Origin of the sequence: Pseudomonas sp. Q11 (assembly GCF_024494355.1) — a bacterium.
Lineage (GTDB): Bacteria > Pseudomonadota > Gammaproteobacteria > Pseudomonadales > Pseudomonadaceae > Aquipseudomonas > Aquipseudomonas hefeiensis.
Genome location: NZ_JAKNQY010000007.1, coordinates 38,428 through 59,101 on the forward strand (window position 1 = coordinate 38,428; position 20,674 = coordinate 59,101).

The 20,674-nt window shown below is 60.8% G+C and carries 18 protein-coding genes; 13 read left to right on the plus strand and 5 right to left on the minus strand.

From position 1 onward, the window contains the following. Positions 1–46 precede the first annotated feature (46 nt). The 5 genes from MA884_RS09805 to MA884_RS09825 all read left to right on the plus strand — a co-directional run bounded on the left by MA884_RS09805 (position 47) and on the right by MA884_RS09825 (position 4,538). Positions 47–727 (plus strand): response regulator, encoded by a 681-nt coding sequence (locus tag MA884_RS09805; RefSeq protein WP_256230303.1) that lies wholly within the window; start codon positions 47–49, stop codon positions 725–727. Next, positions 724–2,049 (plus strand): ATP-binding protein, encoded by a 1,326-nt coding sequence (locus MA884_RS09810; RefSeq protein WP_256230304.1) that lies wholly within the window; start codon positions 724–726, stop codon positions 2,047–2,049. Before MA884_RS09805 ends, MA884_RS09810 begins: the two co-directional genes overlap by 4 nt. Before the next feature lie 139 nt (positions 2,050–2,188). Next, entirely contained in the window at positions 2,189–2,695 is a 507-nt protein-coding gene (locus MA884_RS09815; RefSeq protein ID WP_256230305.1) for a GNAT family N-acetyltransferase, read from the plus strand. A gap of 118 nt (positions 2,696–2,813) precedes the next feature. After that, positions 2,814–4,226 (plus strand): aspartate aminotransferase family protein, encoded by a 1,413-nt coding sequence (locus MA884_RS09820; protein WP_256230306.1) that lies wholly within the window; start codon positions 2,814–2,816, stop codon positions 4,224–4,226. A gap of 84 nt (positions 4,227–4,310) precedes the next feature. Further along, positions 4,311–4,538 (plus strand): MbtH family protein, encoded by a 228-nt coding sequence (locus MA884_RS09825; protein WP_214912977.1) that lies wholly within the window; start codon positions 4,311–4,313, stop codon positions 4,536–4,538. A gap of 138 nt (positions 4,539–4,676) precedes the next feature. Here the strand turns inward: MA884_RS09825 and MA884_RS09830 are convergent, their stop codons facing one another. Next, positions 4,677–5,495, minus strand: a complete 819-nt coding sequence (locus MA884_RS09830; protein ID WP_256230308.1) for a pyruvate, water dikinase regulatory protein — start codon at positions 5,493–5,495, stop codon at positions 4,677–4,679. A 179-nt stretch (positions 5,496–5,674) separates the two neighbouring features. Here MA884_RS09830 and ppsA point away from each other — a divergent pair, with 179 nt between their 5' ends. The 8 genes from ppsA to MA884_RS09870 all read left to right on the plus strand — a co-directional run bounded on the left by ppsA (position 5,675) and on the right by MA884_RS09870 (position 13,857). Further along, positions 5,675–8,050: a phosphoenolpyruvate synthase gene (ppsA, locus tag MA884_RS09835; protein WP_256230309.1), complete on the plus strand. Its 2,376-nt coding sequence runs from the start codon at positions 5,675–5,677 to the stop codon at positions 8,048–8,050. A 217-nt stretch (positions 8,051–8,267) separates the two neighbouring features. Continuing rightward, positions 8,268–9,257: an alpha/beta fold hydrolase gene (locus tag MA884_RS09840; protein WP_256230310.1), complete on the plus strand. Its 990-nt coding sequence runs from the start codon at positions 8,268–8,270 to the stop codon at positions 9,255–9,257. A gap of 127 nt (positions 9,258–9,384) precedes the next feature. Then, complete coding sequence (rraA, locus tag MA884_RS09845; RefSeq protein WP_047227142.1) at positions 9,385–9,876, plus strand: ribonuclease E activity regulator RraA; 492 nt, start codon at positions 9,385–9,387, stop codon at positions 9,874–9,876. A 25-nt stretch (positions 9,877–9,901) separates the two neighbouring features. Continuing rightward, positions 9,902–10,897 (plus strand): zinc transporter ZntB, encoded by a 996-nt coding sequence (locus MA884_RS09850; protein ID WP_256230311.1) that lies wholly within the window; start codon positions 9,902–9,904, stop codon positions 10,895–10,897. 63 nt (positions 10,898–10,960) lie between these two features. Continuing rightward, positions 10,961–11,206 carry a hypothetical protein gene (locus MA884_RS09855; RefSeq protein WP_014337331.1) on the plus strand — a complete coding sequence of 82 codons (246 nt, stop codon included), beginning with the start codon at positions 10,961–10,963 and terminating at the stop codon, positions 11,204–11,206. 2 nt (positions 11,207–11,208) lie between these two features. Beyond that, the gene (locus MA884_RS09860) at positions 11,209–12,033 is read left to right on the plus strand and encodes a mechanosensitive ion channel domain-containing protein (RefSeq protein WP_256230312.1); all 825 of its coding nucleotides are present in this window, start codon (positions 11,209–11,211) and stop codon (positions 12,031–12,033) included. Positions 12,034–12,124: 91 nt separating this feature from the next. Then, the gene (sigX, locus tag MA884_RS09865; protein ID WP_042729583.1) at positions 12,125–12,715 is read left to right on the plus strand and encodes an RNA polymerase sigma factor SigX; all 591 of its coding nucleotides are present in this window, start codon (positions 12,125–12,127) and stop codon (positions 12,713–12,715) included. A gap of 107 nt (positions 12,716–12,822) precedes the next feature. Then, positions 12,823–13,857, plus strand: a complete 1,035-nt coding sequence (locus MA884_RS09870; RefSeq protein WP_256230313.1) for an OmpA family protein — start codon at positions 12,823–12,825, stop codon at positions 13,855–13,857. Between the two features lie 94 nt (positions 13,858–13,951). Here MA884_RS09870 and cobA read toward each other — a convergent pair whose 3' ends face one another. The 4 genes from cobA to nirB are packed head-to-tail and all read right to left on the minus strand — an operon-like array spanning position 13,952 to position 20,266. After that, positions 13,952–14,770 carry a uroporphyrinogen-III C-methyltransferase gene (cobA, locus tag MA884_RS09875; RefSeq protein WP_256230314.1) on the minus strand — a complete coding sequence of 273 codons (819 nt, stop codon included), beginning with the start codon at positions 14,768–14,770 and terminating at the stop codon, positions 13,952–13,954. Between the two features lie 11 nt (positions 14,771–14,781). Further along, a complete protein-coding gene (locus tag MA884_RS09880) occupies positions 14,782–17,499 on the minus strand; it encodes a nitrate reductase (protein WP_256230315.1) in 2,718 nt (905 codons plus the stop codon). Then, on the minus strand, positions 17,499–17,816 hold the full coding sequence (nirD, locus tag MA884_RS09885) for a nitrite reductase small subunit NirD (RefSeq protein WP_256230316.1): 318 nt from the start codon (positions 17,814–17,816) through the stop codon (positions 17,499–17,501). The genes MA884_RS09880 and nirD overlap by 1 nt, the downstream gene beginning before the upstream one ends. Beyond that, positions 17,813–20,266 (minus strand): nitrite reductase large subunit NirB, encoded by a 2,454-nt coding sequence (nirB, locus tag MA884_RS09890; protein WP_256230317.1) that lies wholly within the window; start codon positions 20,264–20,266, stop codon positions 17,813–17,815. Before nirB ends, nirD begins: the two co-directional genes overlap by 4 nt. Positions 20,267–20,674 lie beyond the last annotated feature (408 nt).

A 20,674-nucleotide genomic window follows, 5' to 3' on the forward strand; every position in this document is an offset into this window, starting at 1 on the left:
CTTAATCGGCCGGCGGCCTAATGTACCTTTTTCCACGGGGCTTACCATGCACGTACTGGTCTGCGAAGACGATGAGTTGATCGCCAGCGGGATCGTCGCCGGTCTCACGGCCCAGGGCCTGACCGTCGAGCACGTCGCCACGGCCTCGGCGGCGCGGGCGATAGTCGGTGTGGCCAGGTTCGATGTCATGGTGCTGGACCTGGGGCTGCCCGACGAGGATGGCCTCAAATTACTGCGCCAATTGCGCCAGCAAGGCCTGGAGATACCGGTGCTGATCCTCACCGCTCGGGATTCGGTGACCGACCGGGTCGACGGCTTGCAGGCCGGTGCCGATGATTATTTGCTCAAGCCCTTCGATCTGCGTGAACTCGCAGCGCGCCTGCACACCTTGCTGCGGCGTGTGGCGGGGCGCAGCGTCAACCTGATCGAGCATGGCCGTCTGACTTACGACCCCAGCAGCCGGGAAACCACCCTGGGCGGACAGCCGGTGGACCTTTCCCGGCGTGAACAGTCACTGCTGCAGGCGCTATTGCACAGCCGCGGTCGGGTCCTGTCCACCGAGCAACTCAAGGACAGCGTCTACGGGTTCAACGACGAACTGGAAAGCAACGCCCTCAACGTCCATATCCATCACCTGCGGCGCAAGCTCGGCAATGGCATTGTCGAGACGGTCCGCGGGCTGGGTTATCGGCTGGGGCCGGCCGATGACGGGGAGTCTTCCAAGTGATGAGCCTGCGATTGCGTCTGAGCCTGACCCTCGGCGCGGCCTTCGCCCTGATCTGGGCCCTGGCGGCGGCGTGGATGCTCAGTGATCTGCGCAACCAGATGATGTTTTCCCTGGACCAACGTCTGGTGGCTTCGGCGCGGATGGTGGCCGGGCTGCTGGAACAGATGCCGCCATTGCCCAGCAAGGGAGAAGGCACGCACCTGAGAACCGAGCAGTTGAGCATCCCGGGGGGCATGGCCTGCCAGGTCAGTTCCTTGCGGGGGGAGATCCTGGCGCGCAGCCATGGCACCCCGGACCAAACCCTGGAAGCCGAGAAGCTGGGCTTTCACGACCAGATGATCGACGGCGCGCCCTGGCGCAGTTTTACCCTGGCTCGGGGGGATTTGCGCATCACCACCGCCGACCGCCAGATCGAACGCGAAGCCTTGAACATGTCGGTGCTGCTGGCGGCCTCGGTGCCGGTCGGCGTGGCGCTGCTGGGCTGCCTGTGTCTGTTGTGGCTGGGCATCGGCCAGGGTCTGGCACCGCTCAATCGCATGCGCGATGCGTTGATGCGACGCAATGCCGACTCCCTGGAGCCTTTGCAGATCCATCCGCTGCCCAGCGAACTGCGGCCGTTGCTGGAGACCCAGAACCAGTTGTTCCTGCGTATCGGCAAGACCATTGAACGTGAGCGCCGGCTGACCGGCGACGCCGCCCATGAGCTGCGCAGCCCATTGACGGCCATCAAGACTCACCTGCAAGTGGCGCGCATGACCGAGGGCGTCGCCCGCGATCAGTCCCTGGCCCGGGCCGAGGAGGGCGCCGACCGCTTGCACCGCACCCTCGAACAGTTATTGTTGCTGGCCCGGGTCGAGGGCAGCCTGTCGTTCGACGATGGCGTGCAGTGCAACGCCGAGCAAGTGGCGCGACTGGCGATCCAGGATGCGACCGGCGGCGCTCCCCAGCGGATCAAGCTGCACCTGGCACCAGAGGTGTCCGACGCGCCGGTGCAGATGCCGGCGGTGCTTTCCATCGCTGCCTTGCGCAATCTGCTGGACAACGCCTTGCGTCACACGCCGGACGATACCGAGGTGCAATTGAGCCTGGAAATGATTGGCCAGCGCGTGCGCTTTCAGGTTCGCGATCATGGTCCCGGCATTGACGCCGACGACATCCAGTACCTGACCCAGCGTTTCTGGCGCAACGGCCAGAGCACCGGCTGCGGGCTGGGGTTGGCGATCGTCCAGGCGATCGTCCAGCGTTGCGGTTGCGGTCTGCATTTCAACAGTCGTCCGGACGGATTGCGGGTTGAATTGACGATGCCGGTGAGGGCCCGCTAGCGGGCAGCTACAAGCTACAAGCTGGACCGCTTGAAGCTTGAAGCTTGAAGCTTGAAGCTACAACTTCCCATTGGCGCGCCCACCTCATCCGGGTCTATGTTTTTTTCAGCTCGACTCAAGGACTGAGGAAAACCGTGCCATGGAACCACTCATTGAAATCAGCACCGCAACACCCAGCGATGCCGGCATCATCAGCCGGATCGCCGAACGCTCCATTCGCCTCGGATGTGCCGCCGAACACCGTAACGACCCGCGCATCGTGGCGGCCTGGACCCGCCACAACACCCTCGCCCAAATACAGCCTTTACTGCTCGACCCAAGGTTGCGCCTGACCCTGGCGCGTTTGCAGGGGCGGCTGGTGGGCACCGCCATGGCCTCGGTCTGCGGCCGGATCGCCTTCTGCTATGTGCAACCGGAATGGTTTCGCCGCGGTGCCGGGCGAGCGCTGGTGCGGGACATCGAGGGCTGGTTGCGCGAGCGCGGGGTCGTCCAGGCGACACTCAACAGCACGCGCAGCAGCCACGGGTTCTATCGACACCTGGGGTTCAAGCAAAGCGCCGAGGCTTTCGCCATCGGCGGTGTCACTGCCATTGCCATGCACAAACCACTGGTCGAGCCCGCGGCGGAAAGTTCGGTTCGAGAGTAAATCCTTGCCGTGCCGGTGCGTTTCCTCAACAGGAAACCTGCACGTGCGCCCCAACCGGATGCGCACCTGGCCGGGGTGCCATTTGGCTCACTACTACAGTGTATTGCGGGGTCGAGAGATGTCAGTCGCCAATAGTCTTATCCAAGCACAGCCGGCGCGGGTCAGTTGCGCGCCGACCGAGACGCTCTACCAATTCAACGAGTCGCCGCTGCTGGCCCGCCAGAGCCGGCAGGAGTCCAACGCGCGCAGCTATCCACGGCGCATTCCCCTGGCCCTCAAACGCGCCAGGGGCTTGTATGTCGAGGACGTCGAAGGCCGCACTTTCATCGACTGCCTGGCCGGGGCCGGCACGCTGGCCCTGGGGCATAACCATCCGGTGGTGATCGAGGCGATCCAGCAGGTGCTGAGCGATGAGTTGCCTTTGCATACCCTGGACCTGACCACGCCGGTCAAGGATCGCTTCGTCCAGGACCTGTTCGGCCTGTTGCCGGCGGACCTTGCCGCCGAGGCGAAGATCCAGTTCTGCGGCCCCACCGGCACTGATGCGGTGGAAGCCGCCCTCAAACTGGTGCGCACGGCCACCGGGCGCAGCACCGTGCTGTCGTTCCAGGGCGGTTATCACGGCATGAGCCAGGGCGCGCTGAGCCTGATGGGCAGCCTGGGCCCGAAAAAGCCCTTGGGCGCCTTGCTCGGCAACGGCGTGCAATTCATGCCTTACCCCTACGATTACCGCTGTCCATTCGGTTTGGGCGGTGCCTTGGGAGTGAAGGCCAATCTGCATTATCTGGAAAACCTGCTGACCGACCCCGAGGCCGGCGTGCAATTGCCGGCGGCAGTGATCGTCGAGGTGGTGCAGGGCGAGGGCGGGGTCATCCCGGCCGATCTGGATTGGTTGCGCGGATTGCGGCGCATCACCGAGCGGGCGGGCGTGGCGCTGATCGTCGACGAGATCCAGAGTGGTTTTGGCCGCACCGGCAAAATGTTCGCGTTCGAACATGCCGGCATCATTCCAGATGTGGTGGTGCTGTCCAAGGCCATTGGCGGCAGCCTGCCGCTGGCGGTGGTGGTTTATCGCGACTGGCTCGACACCTGGCTGCCGGGCGCCCATGCCGGGACCTTCCGTGGCAATCAAATGGCCATGGCCGCCGGTTCCGCGGTGATGCGTTATCTGGTGGAACACAACCTGCCGGCCCACGCCAGCGCCATGGGCGATCGCTTGAGCGAACATCTGCACGTCCTGCAGCGGGATTTTGCGCAACTGGGTGATATCCGTGGTCGCGGACTGATGCTTGGCGTCGAACTGGTTGACCCGGCCGGGACGCCGGATGCCTTGGGTCACCCGCCAGTCAACGCATCTCTGGCGCCACGGTTGCAACGTGAATGCCTCAAGCGTGGGTTGATCCTGGAGTTGGGTGGCCGACAGGGCGGCGTGGTGCGGTTCCTGCCGCCGCTGATCATCACGGCGGCGGAAATCGACCGGGTTGCCGAGATTTTCAGACGTGCCTTGAAGGCTGCCGTTGCCCAAAGCTAATTTTCACCCGGCTCCAAACGTTCCTTTCATACCCTGGCTGCGCACGCACCGCAGTGAACCTCGAGCAAAGATGGAGAGACACCCATGACTTCAGTATTCGACCGCGAGGACATCGTCTTTCAGGTCGTGGTCAACCACGAAGAACAGTATTCGATCTGGCCTGACTACAAGGCCATTCCCGAAGGTTGGCGTGCCGTCGGCAAAAGCGGCTTCAAGAAGGACTGCCTGGCCTACATCGAAGAGGTCTGGACCGACATGCGTCCCTTGAGCCTGCGCAAGAAAATGGATGAGCAGGTGGCGGTAGTCCATTAATGCAGAGCATGTAAGGACGCCTCAACCCCTGTGGGAGCGAGCCTGCTCGCGATAGCGGTGGATCAGCAACATTAATGTTGGCTGACACTCCGCTATCGCGAGCAGGCTCGCTCCCACAGGGTTTTGTGTTGTTGCGGGTTACTTGAACCGCCGCTCCACCCCTTTCTCCACCAGGATCTTCGCCGAAATCTCTTCCACGGAAAAATGCGTGGAGTTGATGTGGGGAATGTTCTCCCGCCGGAACAGATTTTCCACCTCGCGCACTTCGAACTCGCACTGGGCGTAGCTCGAATAGCGGCTGTTGGGCTTGCGCTCGTTGCGGATCGCCGTAAGGCGGTCCGGATCGATGGTCAGGCCGAACAGCTTGTGCTGGTGGGCGCGCAGGGCGCTGGGCAGTTGCAGGCGCTCCATGTCGTCTTCGGTCAGCGGATAGTTGGCCGCGCGGATACCAAATTGCATTGCCATGTACAGGCACGTCGGCGTCTTACCACAGCGCGACACACCCACTAGGATCAAATCGGCCTTGTCGTAATAATGCGTACGGGCGCCGTCATCGTTGTCCAGGGCGAAGTTGACCGCCTCGATCCGCTCCATGTAGTTGGAGTTATGACCAATGGAATGGGACTTGCCGACCGAATAGGACGAATGCTCGCTCAGTTCCTGCTCCAGGGGCGCCAGGAAGGTGGAAAAAATGTCGATCATGAAACCATTGGACGTTGCGAGAATCTCACGGATGTCCTGATTGACGATGGTATCGAAGATAATCGGGCGGAAACCGTCGGTTTCGGCGGCTTTATTGATTTGCTGTACCATGGCCCGGGCCTTGTCGACGTTGTCGATGTACGGCCGTGTCACTTTGGTGAAAGTAATGTTTTCGAATTGCGCCAACAGGCTTTGGCCCAGTGTTTCGGCCGTGATGCCGGTGCCGTCGGAGATAAAGAAAGCAGATCGTTTCATTTGCGCCTTGGGCCCTAGTGAGCTAGTGACGATTCTTGGATATGATAGGCGCGATTTGCCGGCCGCCAGTGGCCCGCATTCTCACTTATTTTCCAGGTCCAGGCCATATCGCCGGTATTTGCTCCCCTGGAGCCGCCGGTGCCTTGAGCTTTTCCAACACAGTTAGTGGAGAGATCACCTTGGTAGAGTACGTAGTTTCCCTCGATAAGCTCGGCGTCCATGATGTAGAGCATGTGGGGGGCAAGAACGCATCCCTGGGCGAGATGATCAGTAACCTCGCCGGTGCCGGCGTATCGGTGCCAGGTGGCTTCGCCACGACAGCTCAGGCTTATCGTGATTTTCTGGAACTGAGCGGCCTGAACCAACAGATCCACGACGCGCTCGATGCCCTGGACGTCGATGACGTCAATGCCCTGGCCAAGACCGGCGCCCAGATCCGCCAATGGATCATGGAAGCCGAGTTTCCCGAGAAGCTGAACGCCGAAATCCGCACGGCCTTCGCCAAATTGTCCGAAGGCAATCCCGACATTGCCGTTGCCGTGCGCTCCTCGGCCACCGCCGAAGACCTGCCGGATGCCTCCTTCGCCGGCCAGCAGGAAACCTTCCTGAACATCCGTGGCGTGGAAAACGTCATCCGTGCCGCCAAGGAAGTCTTCGCCTCTCTCTTTAACGACCGTGCCATTTCCTACCGTGTGCACCAGGGCTTCGACCACAAGCTGGTCGCCCTGTCTGCCGGTGTGCAGCGCATGGTCCGCTCGGAAACCGGCACCGCCGGAGTGATGTTCACCCTCGACACCGAGTCGGGTTTCCGTGACGTGGTATTCATCACCGGCGCCTACGGTCTGGGTGAAACCGTCGTACAGGGTGCGGTGAACCCGGATGAGTTCTATGTCCATAAAGGCACGCTGGAAGCCGGCCGTCCGGCCATCCTGCGCCGTAACCTGGGCAGCAAGGCCATCAAGATGGTCTACGGCGACGAAGCCAAGGCCGGTCGTTCGGTCAAGACCGTCGACGTGGACAAGGCCGAGCGCGCACGTTTCTGCCTGAGCGACGCCGAAGTCAGCGAGCTGGCCAAGCAGGCGATGATCATCGAGAAGCACTACAAGTGCCCGATGGACATCGAATGGGCCAAGGACGGTGACGACGGCAAGCTGTATATCGTGCAGGCCCGTCCGGAAACCGTGAAGAGTCGTACCCAGGCCAATGTCATGGAGCGCTACCTGCTCAAGGAAACCGGCACCGTGCTGGTGGAAGGCCGTGCCATCGGCCAGCGCATCGGCGCCGGCAAGGTACGGATCATCAAGGACGTTTCGGAGATGGATAAGGTCCAGGCCGGCGACGTGCTGGTTTCCGACATGACCGACCCGGACTGGGAACCGGTGATGAAGCGCGCCAGCGCCATCGTCACCAATCGCGGTGGGCGTACCTGCCACGCGGCGATCATCGCTCGTGAACTGGGCATCCCGGCCGTGGTCGGTTGCGGCAACGCCACTCAATTGCTCAAAGACGGCCAGGGCGTCACCGTGTCCTGCGCCGAAGGCGATACCGGCTATATCTTCGAAGGCGAACTGGGCTTCGACATCAAGAAGAACTCCGTGGACGCCATGCCGGACCTGCCGTTCAAGATCATGATGAACGTCGGCAACCCGGATCGCGCCTTTGACTTCGCGCAACTGCCGAACGCCGGCGTGGGTCTGGCCCGCCTGGAGTTCATCATCAACCGTATGATCGGCGTGCACCCCAAGGCGTTGCTGAACTACGACGGCTTGCCGCCGGAGATCAAGGACAGCGTCGACAAGCGCATTGCCGGTTACGACGATCCGGTCGGTTTCTACGTCGAGAAACTGGTAGAGGGCATCAGCACCCTGGCGGCTGCGTTCTGGCCGAAAAAGGTCATCGTGCGCCTGTCGGACTTCAAGTCCAACGAATACGCCAACCTGATCGGCGGCAAGCTCTACGAGCCGGAAGAAGAAAACCCTATGTTGGGCTTCCGTGGGGCTTCGCGTTACATCAGCGAATCGTTCCGTGACTGCTTCGAGCTCGAGTGCCGCGCCCTCAAGCGTGTGCGCAACGAGATGGGCCTGACCAACGTCGAGATCATGGTGCCGTTCGTCCGGACCCTGGGCGAAGCGAGCCAGGTTGTCGACCTGCTGGCGGAAAACGGCCTGGCCCGTGGCGACAACGGCCTGCGCGTGATCATGATGTGCGAGCTGCCGTCCAACGCGATCCTCGCTGAAGAGTTCCTCGAGTTCTTCGACGGTTTCTCCATCGGCTCCAACGACCTGACCCAACTGACCCTGGGCCTGGACCGTGACTCCGGCATCATCGCTCACCTGTTCGACGAGCGGAACCCGGCGGTCAAGAAGCTGCTGGCCAATGCCATTGCCGCCTGCAACAAGGCCGGCAAGTACATCGGCATCTGCGGTCAGGGTCCTTCGGACCACCCGGACCTGGCCAAGTGGCTGATGGAGCAGGGCATCGAAAGCGTTTCGTTGAACCCCGACTCCGTACTGGAGACCTGGTTCTTCCTGGCTGAGGGTCAGGCTGCGGTCTGATCGAGTGAAGGGGCCTCGCGGGTAATGTCAGCCGGGTAACTCCTTGTGGGAGCGAGCCTGCTCGCGATTGCGGAGTGTCAGCCGATATTATTTTGCTGACCCACCGCAATCGCGAGCAAGCCCGCTCCCACAGGTTGCGCGGCTGACCCATAGGCCCCTTTTGATTGAAGTAGGGCGGGCTCCAGGCGGATGCCGCCCTTTTTTGTGCAAGAGCATTATGCAAAGCAGCAGTAACCTTTTTCCTGTCGCCCTGATCAGCGCCGAGCGGCGTGGTGATCTGAGCGAAGACGTCTATCGTCTGAAGCCCGGCAACAGCCCGGACTACAGCGTTGAACTGGCCATCACCCGATTGGGGTTGGCTGACGGCAGCGAGGTTCGCGGCATCCCCGTGATCCTGCTGCACGGCAGTTTTTCCAACCGGCGCTTCTGGTATTCGCCCAAGGGCTTGGGGCTGGGGGCCTATCTTGCGCGGCTGGGCTTTGACGTGTGGATTCCCGAGATGCGGGGCCATGGCCTGTCCCAGCGCAATCATGACTACCGCAAGAACCGCGTCGCCGATTACGCTCGTTACGACCTGCCCGCCATTGGCGCCTTCGTGCGTGAGCAAAGCGGGCAGGTGCCACACTGGATCGGTCACTCCCTGGGCGGCATCACCCTGGCGGCGGCGTTGGGCGGCCACTACCTGGGCGAACCGGCGGTGGCTTCGGCGGCATTTTTTGGCACCCAGGTCAGCCGCACCTACTGGCCGCTTAAAATCCCGCCGGTGGAATGGAGCGGGCGGTTCATCCTCAAGCGTTTTGCCCAATTGTCCGGTTCACGGCTCAAGCGCGGCCCGGAGGACGAGCCCATCGGCCTGGCCCTAGAGAGCATGCGCTGGTATGGCCTGTTCGGACGTTTCGGTGATGCCGAGAAGAACTGGTGGGCGGGGCTGGCCGATGTGCGGGTGCCGGTGCTGGCGGTGAGCGCGGCCGGCGATCAGCAGGACCCAACCTGGGCTTGCCGCAAACTCTTTGAACAGATTGGCTCCGAGCACAAGCAGTTTGTCTGCCTGGGCCGGGAGCAGGGCTTCAACGACAATTTCGGCCATGTCGAGATGCTGGTCAGCAAAGCAGCCCATGCTGAGGTCTGGCCGCTGGTGGCGCGCTGGCTGGCGGATCAGCACGAACCGTTGCTGGCAGATCCATCCCGGCTGGCCGAGGCGGTTTGAAGCGAAGGCTCTGACAAGGGCATTTCGCTCTTGTCGGCTTGCGGCTAAGATATGACGCGATACGCGGTTCCGGTCACAAACGGTTGCTCCCTCAGCCTGACGTTCCAGCCTTTACAGGAGTTGTTCAATGAACCATTACCTCACGCCCGACCTGTGCGACGCCTACCCGGAGTTGGTGCAAGTGTTGGAGCCGATGTTCAGCAATTTCGGCGGCCGCGATTCCTTCGGTGGCGAAATCGTGACCATCAAGTGCTTCGAGGACAACTCCCTGGTCAAGGAGCAGGTGGAGCTCAAGGGGAACGGCAAAGTGTTGGTGGTCGATGGCGGCGGCTCGCTGCGCCGGGCATTGCTGGGTGACATGCTGGCCGAGAAAGCCGCGAAAAACGGTTGGGAAGGGCTGGTGATTTACGGCTGCATCCGCGACGTCGACGTCATCGCCCAGACAGACCTCGGTGTCCAGGCCCTGGCCAGCCATCCGATGAAAACCGACAAGCGTGGCATCGGCGATCTCAATGTCGCGGTGACCTTCGCCGGCGTGACGTTTCGTCCAGGCGAGTATGTCTATGCGGACAACAACGGCGTGATTGTTTCGCCAAGCCCGCTGAAAATGCCTGAATGAAGCGTCAAAGCCATAAGGGATGAGGATGTTCGAGGAAGAAAACGCGCAATGGGGGCTGGTGCATGCCCTGGTGCTGGATGGTAAAGGTGGCGCGCGTTCGATAGCCCGGACAGAACTCGACGATTTGCAGCTACAGGCCCACGAAAGCCTGTGGCTGCACTGGGATCGAAGTCACCCGCAAACCCACACCTGGCTGCGTAAATCCAGTGGCCTCAGCGAATTCAATTGCGATCTGTTGCTGGAGGAGAACACCCGGCCGCGCCTGTTGCCATTGCCCAACGCCGAGTTGCTGCTGTTTCTGCGTGGCATCAATCTCAACCCGGGCGCTGAACCTGAGGACATGGTGTCGGTGCGGATCTTCGCCTCCGCCCAACGAGTCATCTCCCTGCGCCTGCGGCCGTTGCGCGCCACCGATGAACTGTTGGCGCAACTGGCCGAGGGCAAGGGGCCAAGGACCGCGTCGGAACTCATCCTTTATATGGCGCAGTACCTGACCAACAAGGTGCAGGATCTGGTCACCCAGCTCTCGGAAATCGTCGACGGGGAAGAGGAAAAGATCGATACCGACGAACGGTATACCCCCGAGCATGATGCCATTTTGCACATTCGTCGAAGGGCGGCCGGGCTGAAGCGGTTCCTGGCACCGCAGCGGGATATTTTCGGCCAGATGACACGGCTCAAACTGCCGTGGTTTGTCGAAGATGATGGCGATTACTGGAACGAATTGAACAACAGCCTGACCCGTTACCTCGAAGAGCTGGAATTGACTCGAGAGCGCGTGGGGCTTGTGCTGGAGGCCGAGGACCGGCGTCTGTCGGTGCGCATGAATCGCACCATGTACCGCTTTGGCATCATCACCGGGATCTTCCTGCCGATGAGCTTCCTCACTGGTCTTTTGGGCATCAATGTCGGCGGCATTCCGTTCTCCGAAAGTCCTTATGGCTTTCTGGTTGCCTGCCTTTTGATGGTCGGCGTGGCTCTGGGGCAGTGGTGGTTATTCCGCCGTTTACGCTGGGTTTGACGGAGTGCCATGTGACCTGCCGAAATTTGATCGCGTCTTTCACAGACATCACGAGAGGTGCGTATGCACGATCCGTTTGAACAGTCTTTGCGCGACATGCTCAAGGCTTCGCCGTCCAGCCGGGACGACGATGCATGCCTGGGACGTGTACTGAAAACCGCCAATCGCCAGGTTGGCGCCGGCGATCTGTTCAGCCTGCTGGGCCGCTGGTTGCCCGCGCTGATGATCGCCCTGAATAACGGGTCGGCCCACGTTTCGCCGGTTTCCCGTCGTAAACCTGTTACTCGCACCGCTGATAAGGCTGATTGAATATGGAACTTGATCTCTGGACCCAGAGCCTCGTCACGGCAATGACCGCGTTGTGGACCAAGGTGGCTAATTTCATCCCCAACCTCTTCGGCGCCCTGGTGGTGCTGTTGTTGGGGTTCGTGGTGGCCAAGCTGCTGGACACCCTGCTTTCAAAGCTGCTCGCCAAGTTGGGGCTCGACCGCCTGATGGGCGGCACCGGCCTGACCAAGTTGCTGTCGCGCGCTGGCATTCAGGTACCGATCTCGACCTTGGTCGGCAAGATCGTCTACTGGTTCGTTCTGCTGATTTTCCTGGTTTCCGCGGCTGAATCCCTTGGCCTTGAGCGAGTTTCAGCTACGCTCGATATGCTTGCATTGTATCTGCCGAAGGTTTTCGGTGCCGCGCTGGTATTGCTGGTGGGCGTTCTGCTGGCGCAACTGGCCAACGGGCTGGTGCGTGGCGCGGCTGAAGGCGTCGGGCTTGACTACGCCCAGGGCTTGGGGCGAATTGCCCAAGGTTTGGTGATCATCATCAGTATTTCGGTCGCGATCAGCCAGTTGGAGGTCAAGACTGACCTGCTCAACCACGTGATCGTCATCGTATTGATTACCGTTGGTCTGGCGGTTGCGCTGGCAATGGGGTTGGGAAGCCGGGAAATCGCCGGCCAGATTCTTGCGGGAATCTATGTGCGTGAATTGTATGAGGTTGGGCAACAAGTGCGTGTTGGCGAGGTCGAAGGCCAGATCGAGGAGATCGGCACGGTGAAGACCACATTGCTGACCGAGGAGGGCGAACTGGTATCGCTCTCCAATCGGATCCTGCTGGAGCAGCATGTGAGTAGCCGCTAACCCGGCAAACCCTGCTAATGTATGCCGCCGCAAAATGCCTGTTAACGCAGGCTGCGGCGCACATTGACCTAGACTGTCGGCCCGACTTGTTTTGAACAAACCCCAATCGCTATCCACGCGCTACGACCCCCGTGATCTCTCCGATGAGGAGTTGGTCGCGCGCGCGCATACGGAACTTTTTCACGTAACACGTGCTTACGAAGAATTGATGCGCCGTTACCAGAGAACATTATTTAACGTTTGTGCACGTTATCTGGGGAACGATCGTGATGCTGACGATGTCTGTCAGGAGGTGATGTTGAAGGTGCTGTATGGCCTGAAGAACTTCGAGGGGAAATCGAAGTTCAAGACATGGCTATATAGCATCACGTACAACGAATGCATCACGCAGTACCGCAAGGAACGGCGAAAGCGTCGCTTAATGGATGCTTTGAGCCTGGACCCTCTGGAGGAAGCGTCCGAAGAAAAGGCGCCCAAGCCGGAGGAGAAAGGCGGACTTGATCGTTGGCTGGTCCATGTGAACCCGATCGATCGGGAAATTCTGGTGCTACGATTTGTCGCAGAACTGGAATTCCAGGAGATCGCGGACATAATGCACATGGGGTTGAGCGCGACAAAAATGCGTTACAAGCGTGCTCTTGATAAATTGCGTGAGAAATTTGCGGGTATTGCTGAAACTTAGTTCGGCGCAAATATCTCTTACGTGTAGGCAAGTTCTGATAGACTTGTCGCCGAGTTGTCCCCCGGTTTGCGGGACTGCTTTACAATCACCAGATGGGGATTTAACGGATGAAACTGAAAAACACCTTGGGCTTTGCCATTGGTTCTTTGATTGCTGCCACTTCGTTCGGCGCTCTGGCACAAGGCCAAGGCGCAGTTGAAATCGAAGGCTTCGCCAAGAAAGAAATGTTCGACAGCGCTCGTGACTTCAAGAACAACGGCAACCTGTTCGGCGGCTCGATTGGTTACTTCCTGACCGACGACGTAGAACTGCGTCTGGCCTACGACGAAGTGCACAATGCACGTTCCGACGACGGTCGTAACATCAAGGGCTCCAACACCGCTCTGGACGCTCTGTACCACTTCAACAACCCAGGCGACATGCTGCGTCCGTACGTATCGGCTGGCTTCTCCGATCAGAGCATCGGTCAGAACGGCCGTAGCGGTCGCAACGGCTCCACTTTCGCCAACGTTGGCGGCGGTGCCAAGCTGTACTTCACTGACAACTTCTACGCCCGTGCCGGCGTTGAAGCTCAGTACAACATCGACCAGGGCGACACCGAGTGGGCTCCAAGCGTCGGTATCGGTGTGAACTTCGGTGGCGGCTCCAAGCCTGCTGCTGCTCCAGTTCCAGCTCCGGCTGAAGTCTGCTCCGACAGCGACAACGATGGTGTGTGCGACAACGTCGACAAGTGCCCTGACACCCCAGCCAACGTAACCGTTGACGCTGATGGCTGCCCGGCTGTTGCTGAAGTCGTACGTGTTGAGTTGGACGTCAAGTTCGACTTCGACAAGTCGGCCGTTAAAGAAAACAGCTATGGCGACATCAAGAACCTGGCTGATTTCATGAATCAGTATCCTTCCACCACCACCACTGTTGAAGGTCACACTGACTCCGTCGGTCCTGACGCTTACAACCAGAAACTGTCCGAGCGTCGTGCAAACGCCGTTAAAGACGTTCTGACCAACCAGTACGGTGTTGAATCGTCCCGCGTTCAGTCTGTTGGCTACGGCGAATCCCGCCCAGTTGCCGACAACGCTACTGACGCTGGCCGCGCTGTAAACCGTCGCGTAGAAGCAGAAGTTGAAGCCGAAGCTAAGTAATTAGCCCACAGCTATAGAAAAGCCCGGCCTAGGCCGGGCTTTTCTTTGCCTGCGATTTGGGAAATGAGGGGTGGGTTCGCCACAATTCAATTGGTTAAAACACTAAACCTGTGGGAGCAAAGCTTGCTCGCGATAGCGGTGTGTCAGCCCGTCTGAATGTTGCTGACCCTACCCCATCGCGAGCAAGCTTTGCTCCCACAGGTTCGGCAGCGCCGGCCACCGCACCAATCACCAGGATCGCCGGGCTCTTGAGTTGGAACGCGCCTGCATCGGCTTCCATTGAGGCCAGGTCACTGCGACAGTCACGCTGATGGGGCAGGGAGGCGTTTTCAATCATAGCTACCGGCGTGTCCGCCGCCAGCCCTCCGGCCAGCAGTTGTTCGCGGATCTCGCTCAGTTTCGCCACCCCCATGTACACCACCAGGGTGGTCCCGCTTTGTGCCAAGGCTGGCCAGTTCAGGCTGCTACCGTCCTGGGTGTGAGCGGTGACTAGCGTTACGCCCCGGGCAATCCCACGCAGCGTCAGCGGAATATCACATTGGGTGGCCCCCGCAAGACCGGCCGTAATGCCATTGACCAACTCCACTTCGACGCCGTGCTCGCGCAGCCACTGTGCCTCTTCGCCGCCGCGGCCGAAGATGCACGGGTCGCCGCCCTTGAGGCGCACCACGCACTTGCCCTGACGGGCATAACGCAGCATCAGCCGATGGATAAAGGCCTGTGGCGTGGAACGGCATCCGCCGCGCTTGCCCACGGCAATGATCCGCGCGCCGGGGCAGTGTTCCAGCACCGCGTCGTTGACCAGATCGTCGATCAACACCACGTCGGCTTCGCCCAAGGCGCGCACAGCTTTGAGGGTCAGCAATTCAGGGTCGCCGGGACCTGCACCCACCAACCAGACTTTTGCGTTCATAGTGCTTTTCCTCACGAGACAGCGGCCACTGGTTGCGCGGTGGCAACCAGCAGACGCTTGATTTCCGGTACGCAGGAGCCGCATTGCGTGCCGCAGCCCAGCTCCTGTTTCAAGCCTTTTAAGTCCAGGCCACGTTCAATGCCCGCGCAGATCGCACGCTGGCTGACGTTCATGCAGTTGCACAGCGTTTTGCTGCCGCCGACCGAGGCGCCGACATTGCCTGGTGGGGCGCTCAAAGGCGCCAGCAACCAGCGCCGCAACTGCTCATCGGCGCGGCCTTCCAGCCAAAGGTTTTGCAGCCAGTGCCGGGCGAGAGTTTCACCGGCCAGACGAATCGCTGTGATGCGGCCGTTTTCGATCCGCACCCGTTTACCGATGGAGCGACGCGGATCGTCATAGGCCAGCACGGGTCCTTCGATGAGTCCCAGTTGCTCGTCGATCGCTTGTAGCAACTGTGGCTCGGGGGCGACGGCGCTGGCCGCGCGAATCAGCAACGCGGGACGTTCGCGCCCGGTCAGGCTCAGGCTGACGTAGGAAAACGCCTCACACAGGGGTCGCAAAGTCTCCAGATGCTGTTGAACATCGCCTTCAACCAGGGCGAAAAGTTGCCAGGGCAGGCTCACCGGCTCCAGGCGCACGCCGCTGTGTTTGAGTTCCGGTTGTTTTGACAAGGGGTCGAAGGCCGGTTGAGTCAGGGTATTGACCCCACCCTTGAGAAAGCGGTCGCCCCAGTGCATGGGCAGGAATGCCTGGCCGGGGCGCACGCTGTCGTCGCTGTCCACCGCCACGATGATGGCGCCACGACGGCTCTTGAGGCTGACCAGGTCACCGGCTTGCAAGCGATGGCGATGCAGTTCGTCGGGGTGCAGGCTGAGCACGGCCTCGTTCACATGGCCGAATAATTGCGCTGCGGTGCCAGTGCGGCTCATGCCATGCCATTGGTCCCGCAGTCGACCGGTGTTGAGGGTCAATGGGTAGCGGGCGTCGCGCAGCTCTTTGGCGGCGCGATACGGCTCTGCGACAAACCGGGCGCGGCCATTGTCAGTAGGAAAAATCCAGTCCAGATACAGGCGCGGCGTTCCGCTGCTGGCGCCTTCCGGGAAGGGCCATTGCTGAGGACCGAGTTGATCGATCAAAGCGTGGCTGATACCGGACAAGTCCAGGTCGCGGCCACGGGTCAGTTGCTTGTATTCATCGAACAACTGGGCTGGGGTTTCAAAGGCGAACAGGCTGGGTTGGCCCGGGCGCAGGCGTTTCTCCAGGCGCTGGGCGAAGTCCACTGTAATCGCCCAGTCCGGCCGTGCTTCACCCGGTGCGGCAATCGCCCGGCGGACGTGGGAAATACGCCGCTCGGAGTTGGTCACTGAACCTTCTTTCTCGCCCCAACTGGCCGCTGGCAGCAGCAGGTCGGCAAACGCGGCGGTTTCGGTGGTCCGGAAGGCCTCTTGCAGCACCACGAATGGACAGGCTTGCAGGGCGTCCCTGACTGCCGTCTGGTCAGGCATCGACTGCGCGGGGTTGGTGCAGGCAATCCACAGCGCCTTGATCTTGCCACTGCGAACCTGTTCAAACAGTTCGATGGCGCTCAAACCCGTGGTCGCGGGCAATTGTTCAACGCCCCAGTAGCGGGCGACTTCGGCGCGATGCTCAGCATTGGCGGCGTCGCGATGGCCCGGCAGCAGGTTCGACAAGCTACCGGTTTCCCGACCACCCATGGCATTGGGCTGACCGGTCAGCGAGAAGGGCCCGGCGCCCGGCCGGCCGATCTGCCCGGTGGCCAGGTGCAGGTTGATCAACGCGCTGTTCTTCGCACTGCCGGCGGTGGACTGATTCAAGCCCATGCACCATAACGACAGGAAGCTGGGCGACGTGCCGACCCATTCGGCGCACTGGTGCAGTTGCTCGACGCTGATGCCGCAGATTTGGGCGACCATGGCGGGCGTGTAGTCGCGCACCAGGTTCTTCAGGTCCGCCAGGCCTTCGGTGTGAGCCTTGATGAAATCGCGGTCGACCCAGTCTTCCCACAACAACAGGTGCAAAATCCCATGGAACAATGCGACATCGGTGCCCGGCAGGATCGCCAGGTGCAAGTCGGCAAGGTCGCAGGTGTCGGTACGCCGTGGGTCGATGACGATGATTTTCATCTGCGGCCGGCGGGACTTGGCTTCCTCCAGGCGACGGAACAGGATCGGGTGGGCGTAGGCCATGTTACTGCCGACAATCATCACGCAGTCGCTCAGCTCCAGGTCTTCATAGCTGCAGGGAGGCGCATCGGCGCCAAGGCTTCGCTTGTAGCCCACCACCGCCGAGGACATGCACAGCCGGGAATTGCTGTCGATGTTGTTGGTGCCCACCAGGGCCCGGGCGAGTTTGTTGAAGGCGTAGTAGTCCTCGGTCAGCAGTTGCCCGGAGATATAGAACGCCACGCTGTCGGGGCCGTGTTCGGCGATGGTATCGGCGAAGATGCTGGCAGCGTGTTCCAGCGCGCTGTCCCAGTCGCTGCGGGCGCGGGACAGGCCCTTGCCCAGGCGCAGTTCGGGATACAAGGCGCGCGCGGCGAGGTCGCCGGTCAGGTGCAGGGTCGAACCCTTGCTGCACAGTTTGCCGAAGTTGGCCGGGTGGGCGGGATCGCCACTGACGCCGAGGATGCGCTCGTCGTCATGTTCGATCAGCACGCCGCAACCGACCCCGCAATAACAGCAGGTCGAGGCAGTGGTCTGATGGCTCATCAGCTTGCTTCCCGCAATGCCAGCATCACCCGGCCGTTTTCGACCCGCGCCGAATGATAATGAGCGCAGCCCACATCCGGGGCCTGGGCCTGGCCGGTTTCCAGGTCGATCTGCCAGTTGTGCAGCGGGCAGGCCACGCGCTTGCCATAGATCAACCCTTGGGACAGCGGGCCACCCTTGTGCGGGCAGCGGTCATCGAGTGCGAAAACCTCATCGTCACTGGTACGAAAAATCGCGATATCGCCTTTTGGTCCGTTGATGATGCGCGAGCCCAGGGCGTTGATCTCGTCTAGCGCGCAGATATCCAGCCAGTTCATGCCGGCACCTCCAGATTTTTCACGGGGATGACTTCAAACTCTTTTTTCAGCAGGGGCTGTTCCAGGCGTTCTTTCCATGGGTCCTGTTCCAGCGACAGGGAAAACTTCAGGCGGTCATGCAAGGCTTTGCGTCGTTGCGGATCTTCAAGTACCGCTTTCTTGATGTGCTCCATGCCGACCCGCTGCATGTAGTGCACGGTGCGCTCGAGGTAAAAGGCTTCTTCGCGGTACAACTGCAGGAATGCACCGTTGTATTCGCGCACTTCTTCGGCGGTCTTGAGCTTGACGAAGAACTCGGCGACCTCAGTCTTGATCCCGCCATTGCCGCCGATGTACATCTCCCAGCCGGAATCGACGCCGATAATGCCGACGTCCTTGATGCCCGCTTCCGAGCAGTTGCGTGGGCAACCGGAGACGGCCAGCTTCACTTTGTGGGGCGACCACATGTTGAAGAGGTCGTGTTCCAACTCGATCCCCAGTTGGGTGGAGTTCTGCGTGCCGAAGCGGCAGAACTCGCTGCCCACGCAGGTTTTTACGGTGCGGATGGATTTGCCATAAGCGTGGCCGGACGGCATGTCCAGGTCTTTCCAGACCCCGGGCAGGTCCTGCTTTTTGATCCCCAGCAGGTCGATACGCTGGCCGCCGGTGACCTTGACCATCGGCACGTTGTACTTGTCGGCCACGTCGGCAATGCGCCGCAGCTCCGACGGATTGGTCACGCCACCCCACATCCGTGGGACGACGGAGTAAGTGCCGTCTTTTTGGATGTTGGCGTGGGCACGCTCGTTGATCAGGCGCGACTGTGGATCGTCGTGCGCTTCGCCGGGCCAGGTGGAAATCAGGTAGTAGTTGAGCGCCGGGCGGCAGGTGGCGCAGCCGTTCGGGGTGCGCCAGTTCAAGTAGCTCATGGTTGCGGCGATGCTCAGCAGATGCTGGTCGCGGATCGCCTGGCGAATCTGCCCGTGGTTGAGGTCGCTGCAACCGCAGATGGCTTTTTCGCTTTTCGGTTTGACATCCGCCGCACCGCCGACGGTGTTGATCAGGATCTGCTCCACCAACCCGGCGCAGGAACCGCAGGAACTGGCGGCCTTGGTGTGTTTTTTCACGTCATCGACGCTGAACAGTCCGTGCTCCTGGATCGCCTTGACGATGGTGCCCTTGCACACGCCGTTGCAGCCGCAGACTTCGGCGGTGTCGGCCATGTTCATGGCTTTGTCCTGGCCCTGGTGTCCTACGTCTCCCAGTGCGTTTTCGCCAAACATCAAGTGATCGCGGATCTCGCTGATGGCGTGGTTCTCACGGATCTGACGGAAATACCAGCCACCGTCTGCCGTATCGCCGTACAGACAGGCGCCGACCAGCACGTCATCCTTGATCACCAGTTTTTTGTAGACGCCGCCAAGCGGGTCGGAGAGGGTGATGGTCTCGGTACCTTCGCCGCCCATGAAGTCCCCGGCGGAGAACAGGTCGATGCCGGTGACTTTGAGTTTGGTCGAGGTCACCGAACCCTTGTAGGTGGCGAAGCCCAGTTGCGCGAGGTGATTGGCGCAGACCTTGGCTTGCTCGAACAGCGGTGCCACCAGGCCGTAGGCGGTCCCACGGTGGCTGGCGCATTCACCGATGGCATAGATGCGCGGGTCGTACGTTTGCATCGTGTCGTTGACCAGGATCCCGCGGTTGCAAGGAATGCCGGACTTTTCCGCCAGTTCGGTATTGGGGCGGATACCGGCAGCCATCACCACCAGGTCGGCGGGGATGATGTCACCGTTCTTGAATTGCACCGAGCCGACCCGACCATTGCCGGCGTCGTGCAGGGCCTGGGTCTGTTCGCTGAGGCGGAATTTCAGGCCACGATTTTCCAGGGCGGTTTGCAGCAGCTGGCCACTGGTCTTGTCCAGTTGCCGTTCCAGCAGCCACTCACCCAGGTGCACCACCGTCACGTCCATGCCCCGCAGTTTCAAGCCGTTGGCGGCTTCCAGGCCCAGCAGCCCGCCGCCGATCACCACGGCGTGTTTGTGGGTCTTGGCGGTGTTGATCATCGCCTGGGTGTCGGCGATGTCGCGGTAGCCGATCACGCCCTCCAGGGTGTTGCCGGGGATTGGCAGGATGAACGGCGTGGAGCCTGTGGCGATCAGCAGGCGGTCGTATTCGGCTTCGCTGCCGTCCTCGGCGATGACCCGGCGCTTGATCCGGTCGATCTCCACCACTTTGCGGTTGAGCAGCAGCTTGATGTTGTTGTCCAGGTACCAGCTCAGGTCGTTGAGCACGATTTCTTCAAACGTCTGCTCGCCGGCGAGCACGGGCGAGAGCAGGATGCGGTTGTAGTTGGTGTGGGGCTCGGCGCCGAACACCGTGATGTCGTACAGCTCATTGCTCAGTTTGAGCAGTTCTTCGAGGGTTCGAACCCCGGCCATGCCGTTGCCGATCATCACCAGTTTGAGTTTTTTCATCAGGGTTCTCCGCAAGCCCAGACCGGTTTCGTCACGTTTCATCACGGCGATTGGACTGGCTCAATTTTTACGAAAACAAAAAAAGGCGTCCCGCTAGTTGCCTAGCGAGGACGCCTTTGTCCTGGTCCCGTTCTCTCGGGAAGCACCGCCTTCATCGTTGGAGGCGTTGCTTTATGTATGGTGAGAGAGACTATGCAGTGGTTGTGCCAACTGGCGTGAGGGCACGGATTTACTGGGCAAGCGACTGGTTTCACGCATGGGGGAGGGATTTATTGCACCGAATCAAAGCGTGTTGCCCGCTAATGGAGCGGTAGGCTGGAAAGTTTGTAATGGACAGTCCGGCCGCCATCGCGAGCAAGCTTTGCTCCCACAGCAGATATCCTGTGGGAGCAGATCTCCTGTTGGATC

Excerpts from the sequence above, each read along its gene's own strand:
- MA884_RS09870 (WP_256230313.1), top strand. The coding sequence starts at position 12,823 with ATGAAACTGAAAAACACCTTGGGCTTTGCCATTGGTTCTTTGATTGCT.
- MA884_RS09860 (WP_256230312.1), top strand. The coding sequence starts at position 11,209 with ATGGAACTTGATCTCTGGACCCAGAGCCTCGTCACGGCAATGACCGCG.
- MA884_RS09880 (WP_256230315.1), bottom strand. The coding sequence starts at position 17,499 with ATGAGCCATCAGACCACTGCCTCGACCTGCTGTTATTGCGGGGTCGGT.
- MA884_RS09805 (WP_256230303.1), top strand. The coding sequence starts at position 47 with ATGCACGTACTGGTCTGCGAAGACGATGAGTTGATCGCCAGCGGGATC.
- MA884_RS09830 (WP_256230308.1), bottom strand. The coding sequence starts at position 5,495 with ATGAAACGATCTGCTTTCTTTATCTCCGACGGCACCGGCATCACGGCC.
- MA884_RS09855 (WP_014337331.1), top strand. The coding sequence starts at position 10,961 with ATGCACGATCCGTTTGAACAGTCTTTGCGCGACATGCTCAAGGCTTCG.
- MA884_RS09820 (WP_256230306.1), top strand. The coding sequence starts at position 2,814 with ATGTCAGTCGCCAATAGTCTTATCCAAGCACAGCCGGCGCGGGTCAGT.
- MA884_RS09840 (WP_256230310.1), top strand. The coding sequence starts at position 8,268 with ATGCAAAGCAGCAGTAACCTTTTTCCTGTCGCCCTGATCAGCGCCGAG.
- nirD (WP_256230316.1), bottom strand. The coding sequence starts at position 17,816 with ATGAACTGGCTGGATATCTGCGCGCTAGACGAGATCAACGCCCTGGGC.
- rraA (WP_047227142.1), top strand. The coding sequence starts at position 9,385 with ATGAACCATTACCTCACGCCCGACCTGTGCGACGCCTACCCGGAGTTG.
- MA884_RS09815 (WP_256230305.1), top strand. The coding sequence starts at position 2,189 with ATGGAACCACTCATTGAAATCAGCACCGCAACACCCAGCGATGCCGGC.
- nirB (WP_256230317.1), bottom strand. The coding sequence starts at position 20,266 with ATGAAAAAACTCAAACTGGTGATGATCGGCAACGGCATGGCCGGGGTT.
- cobA (WP_256230314.1), bottom strand. The coding sequence starts at position 14,770 with ATGAACGCAAAAGTCTGGTTGGTGGGTGCAGGTCCCGGCGACCCTGAA.
- MA884_RS09825 (WP_214912977.1), top strand. The coding sequence starts at position 4,311 with ATGACTTCAGTATTCGACCGCGAGGACATCGTCTTTCAGGTCGTGGTC.
- MA884_RS09850 (WP_256230311.1), top strand. The coding sequence starts at position 9,902 with ATGTTCGAGGAAGAAAACGCGCAATGGGGGCTGGTGCATGCCCTGGTG.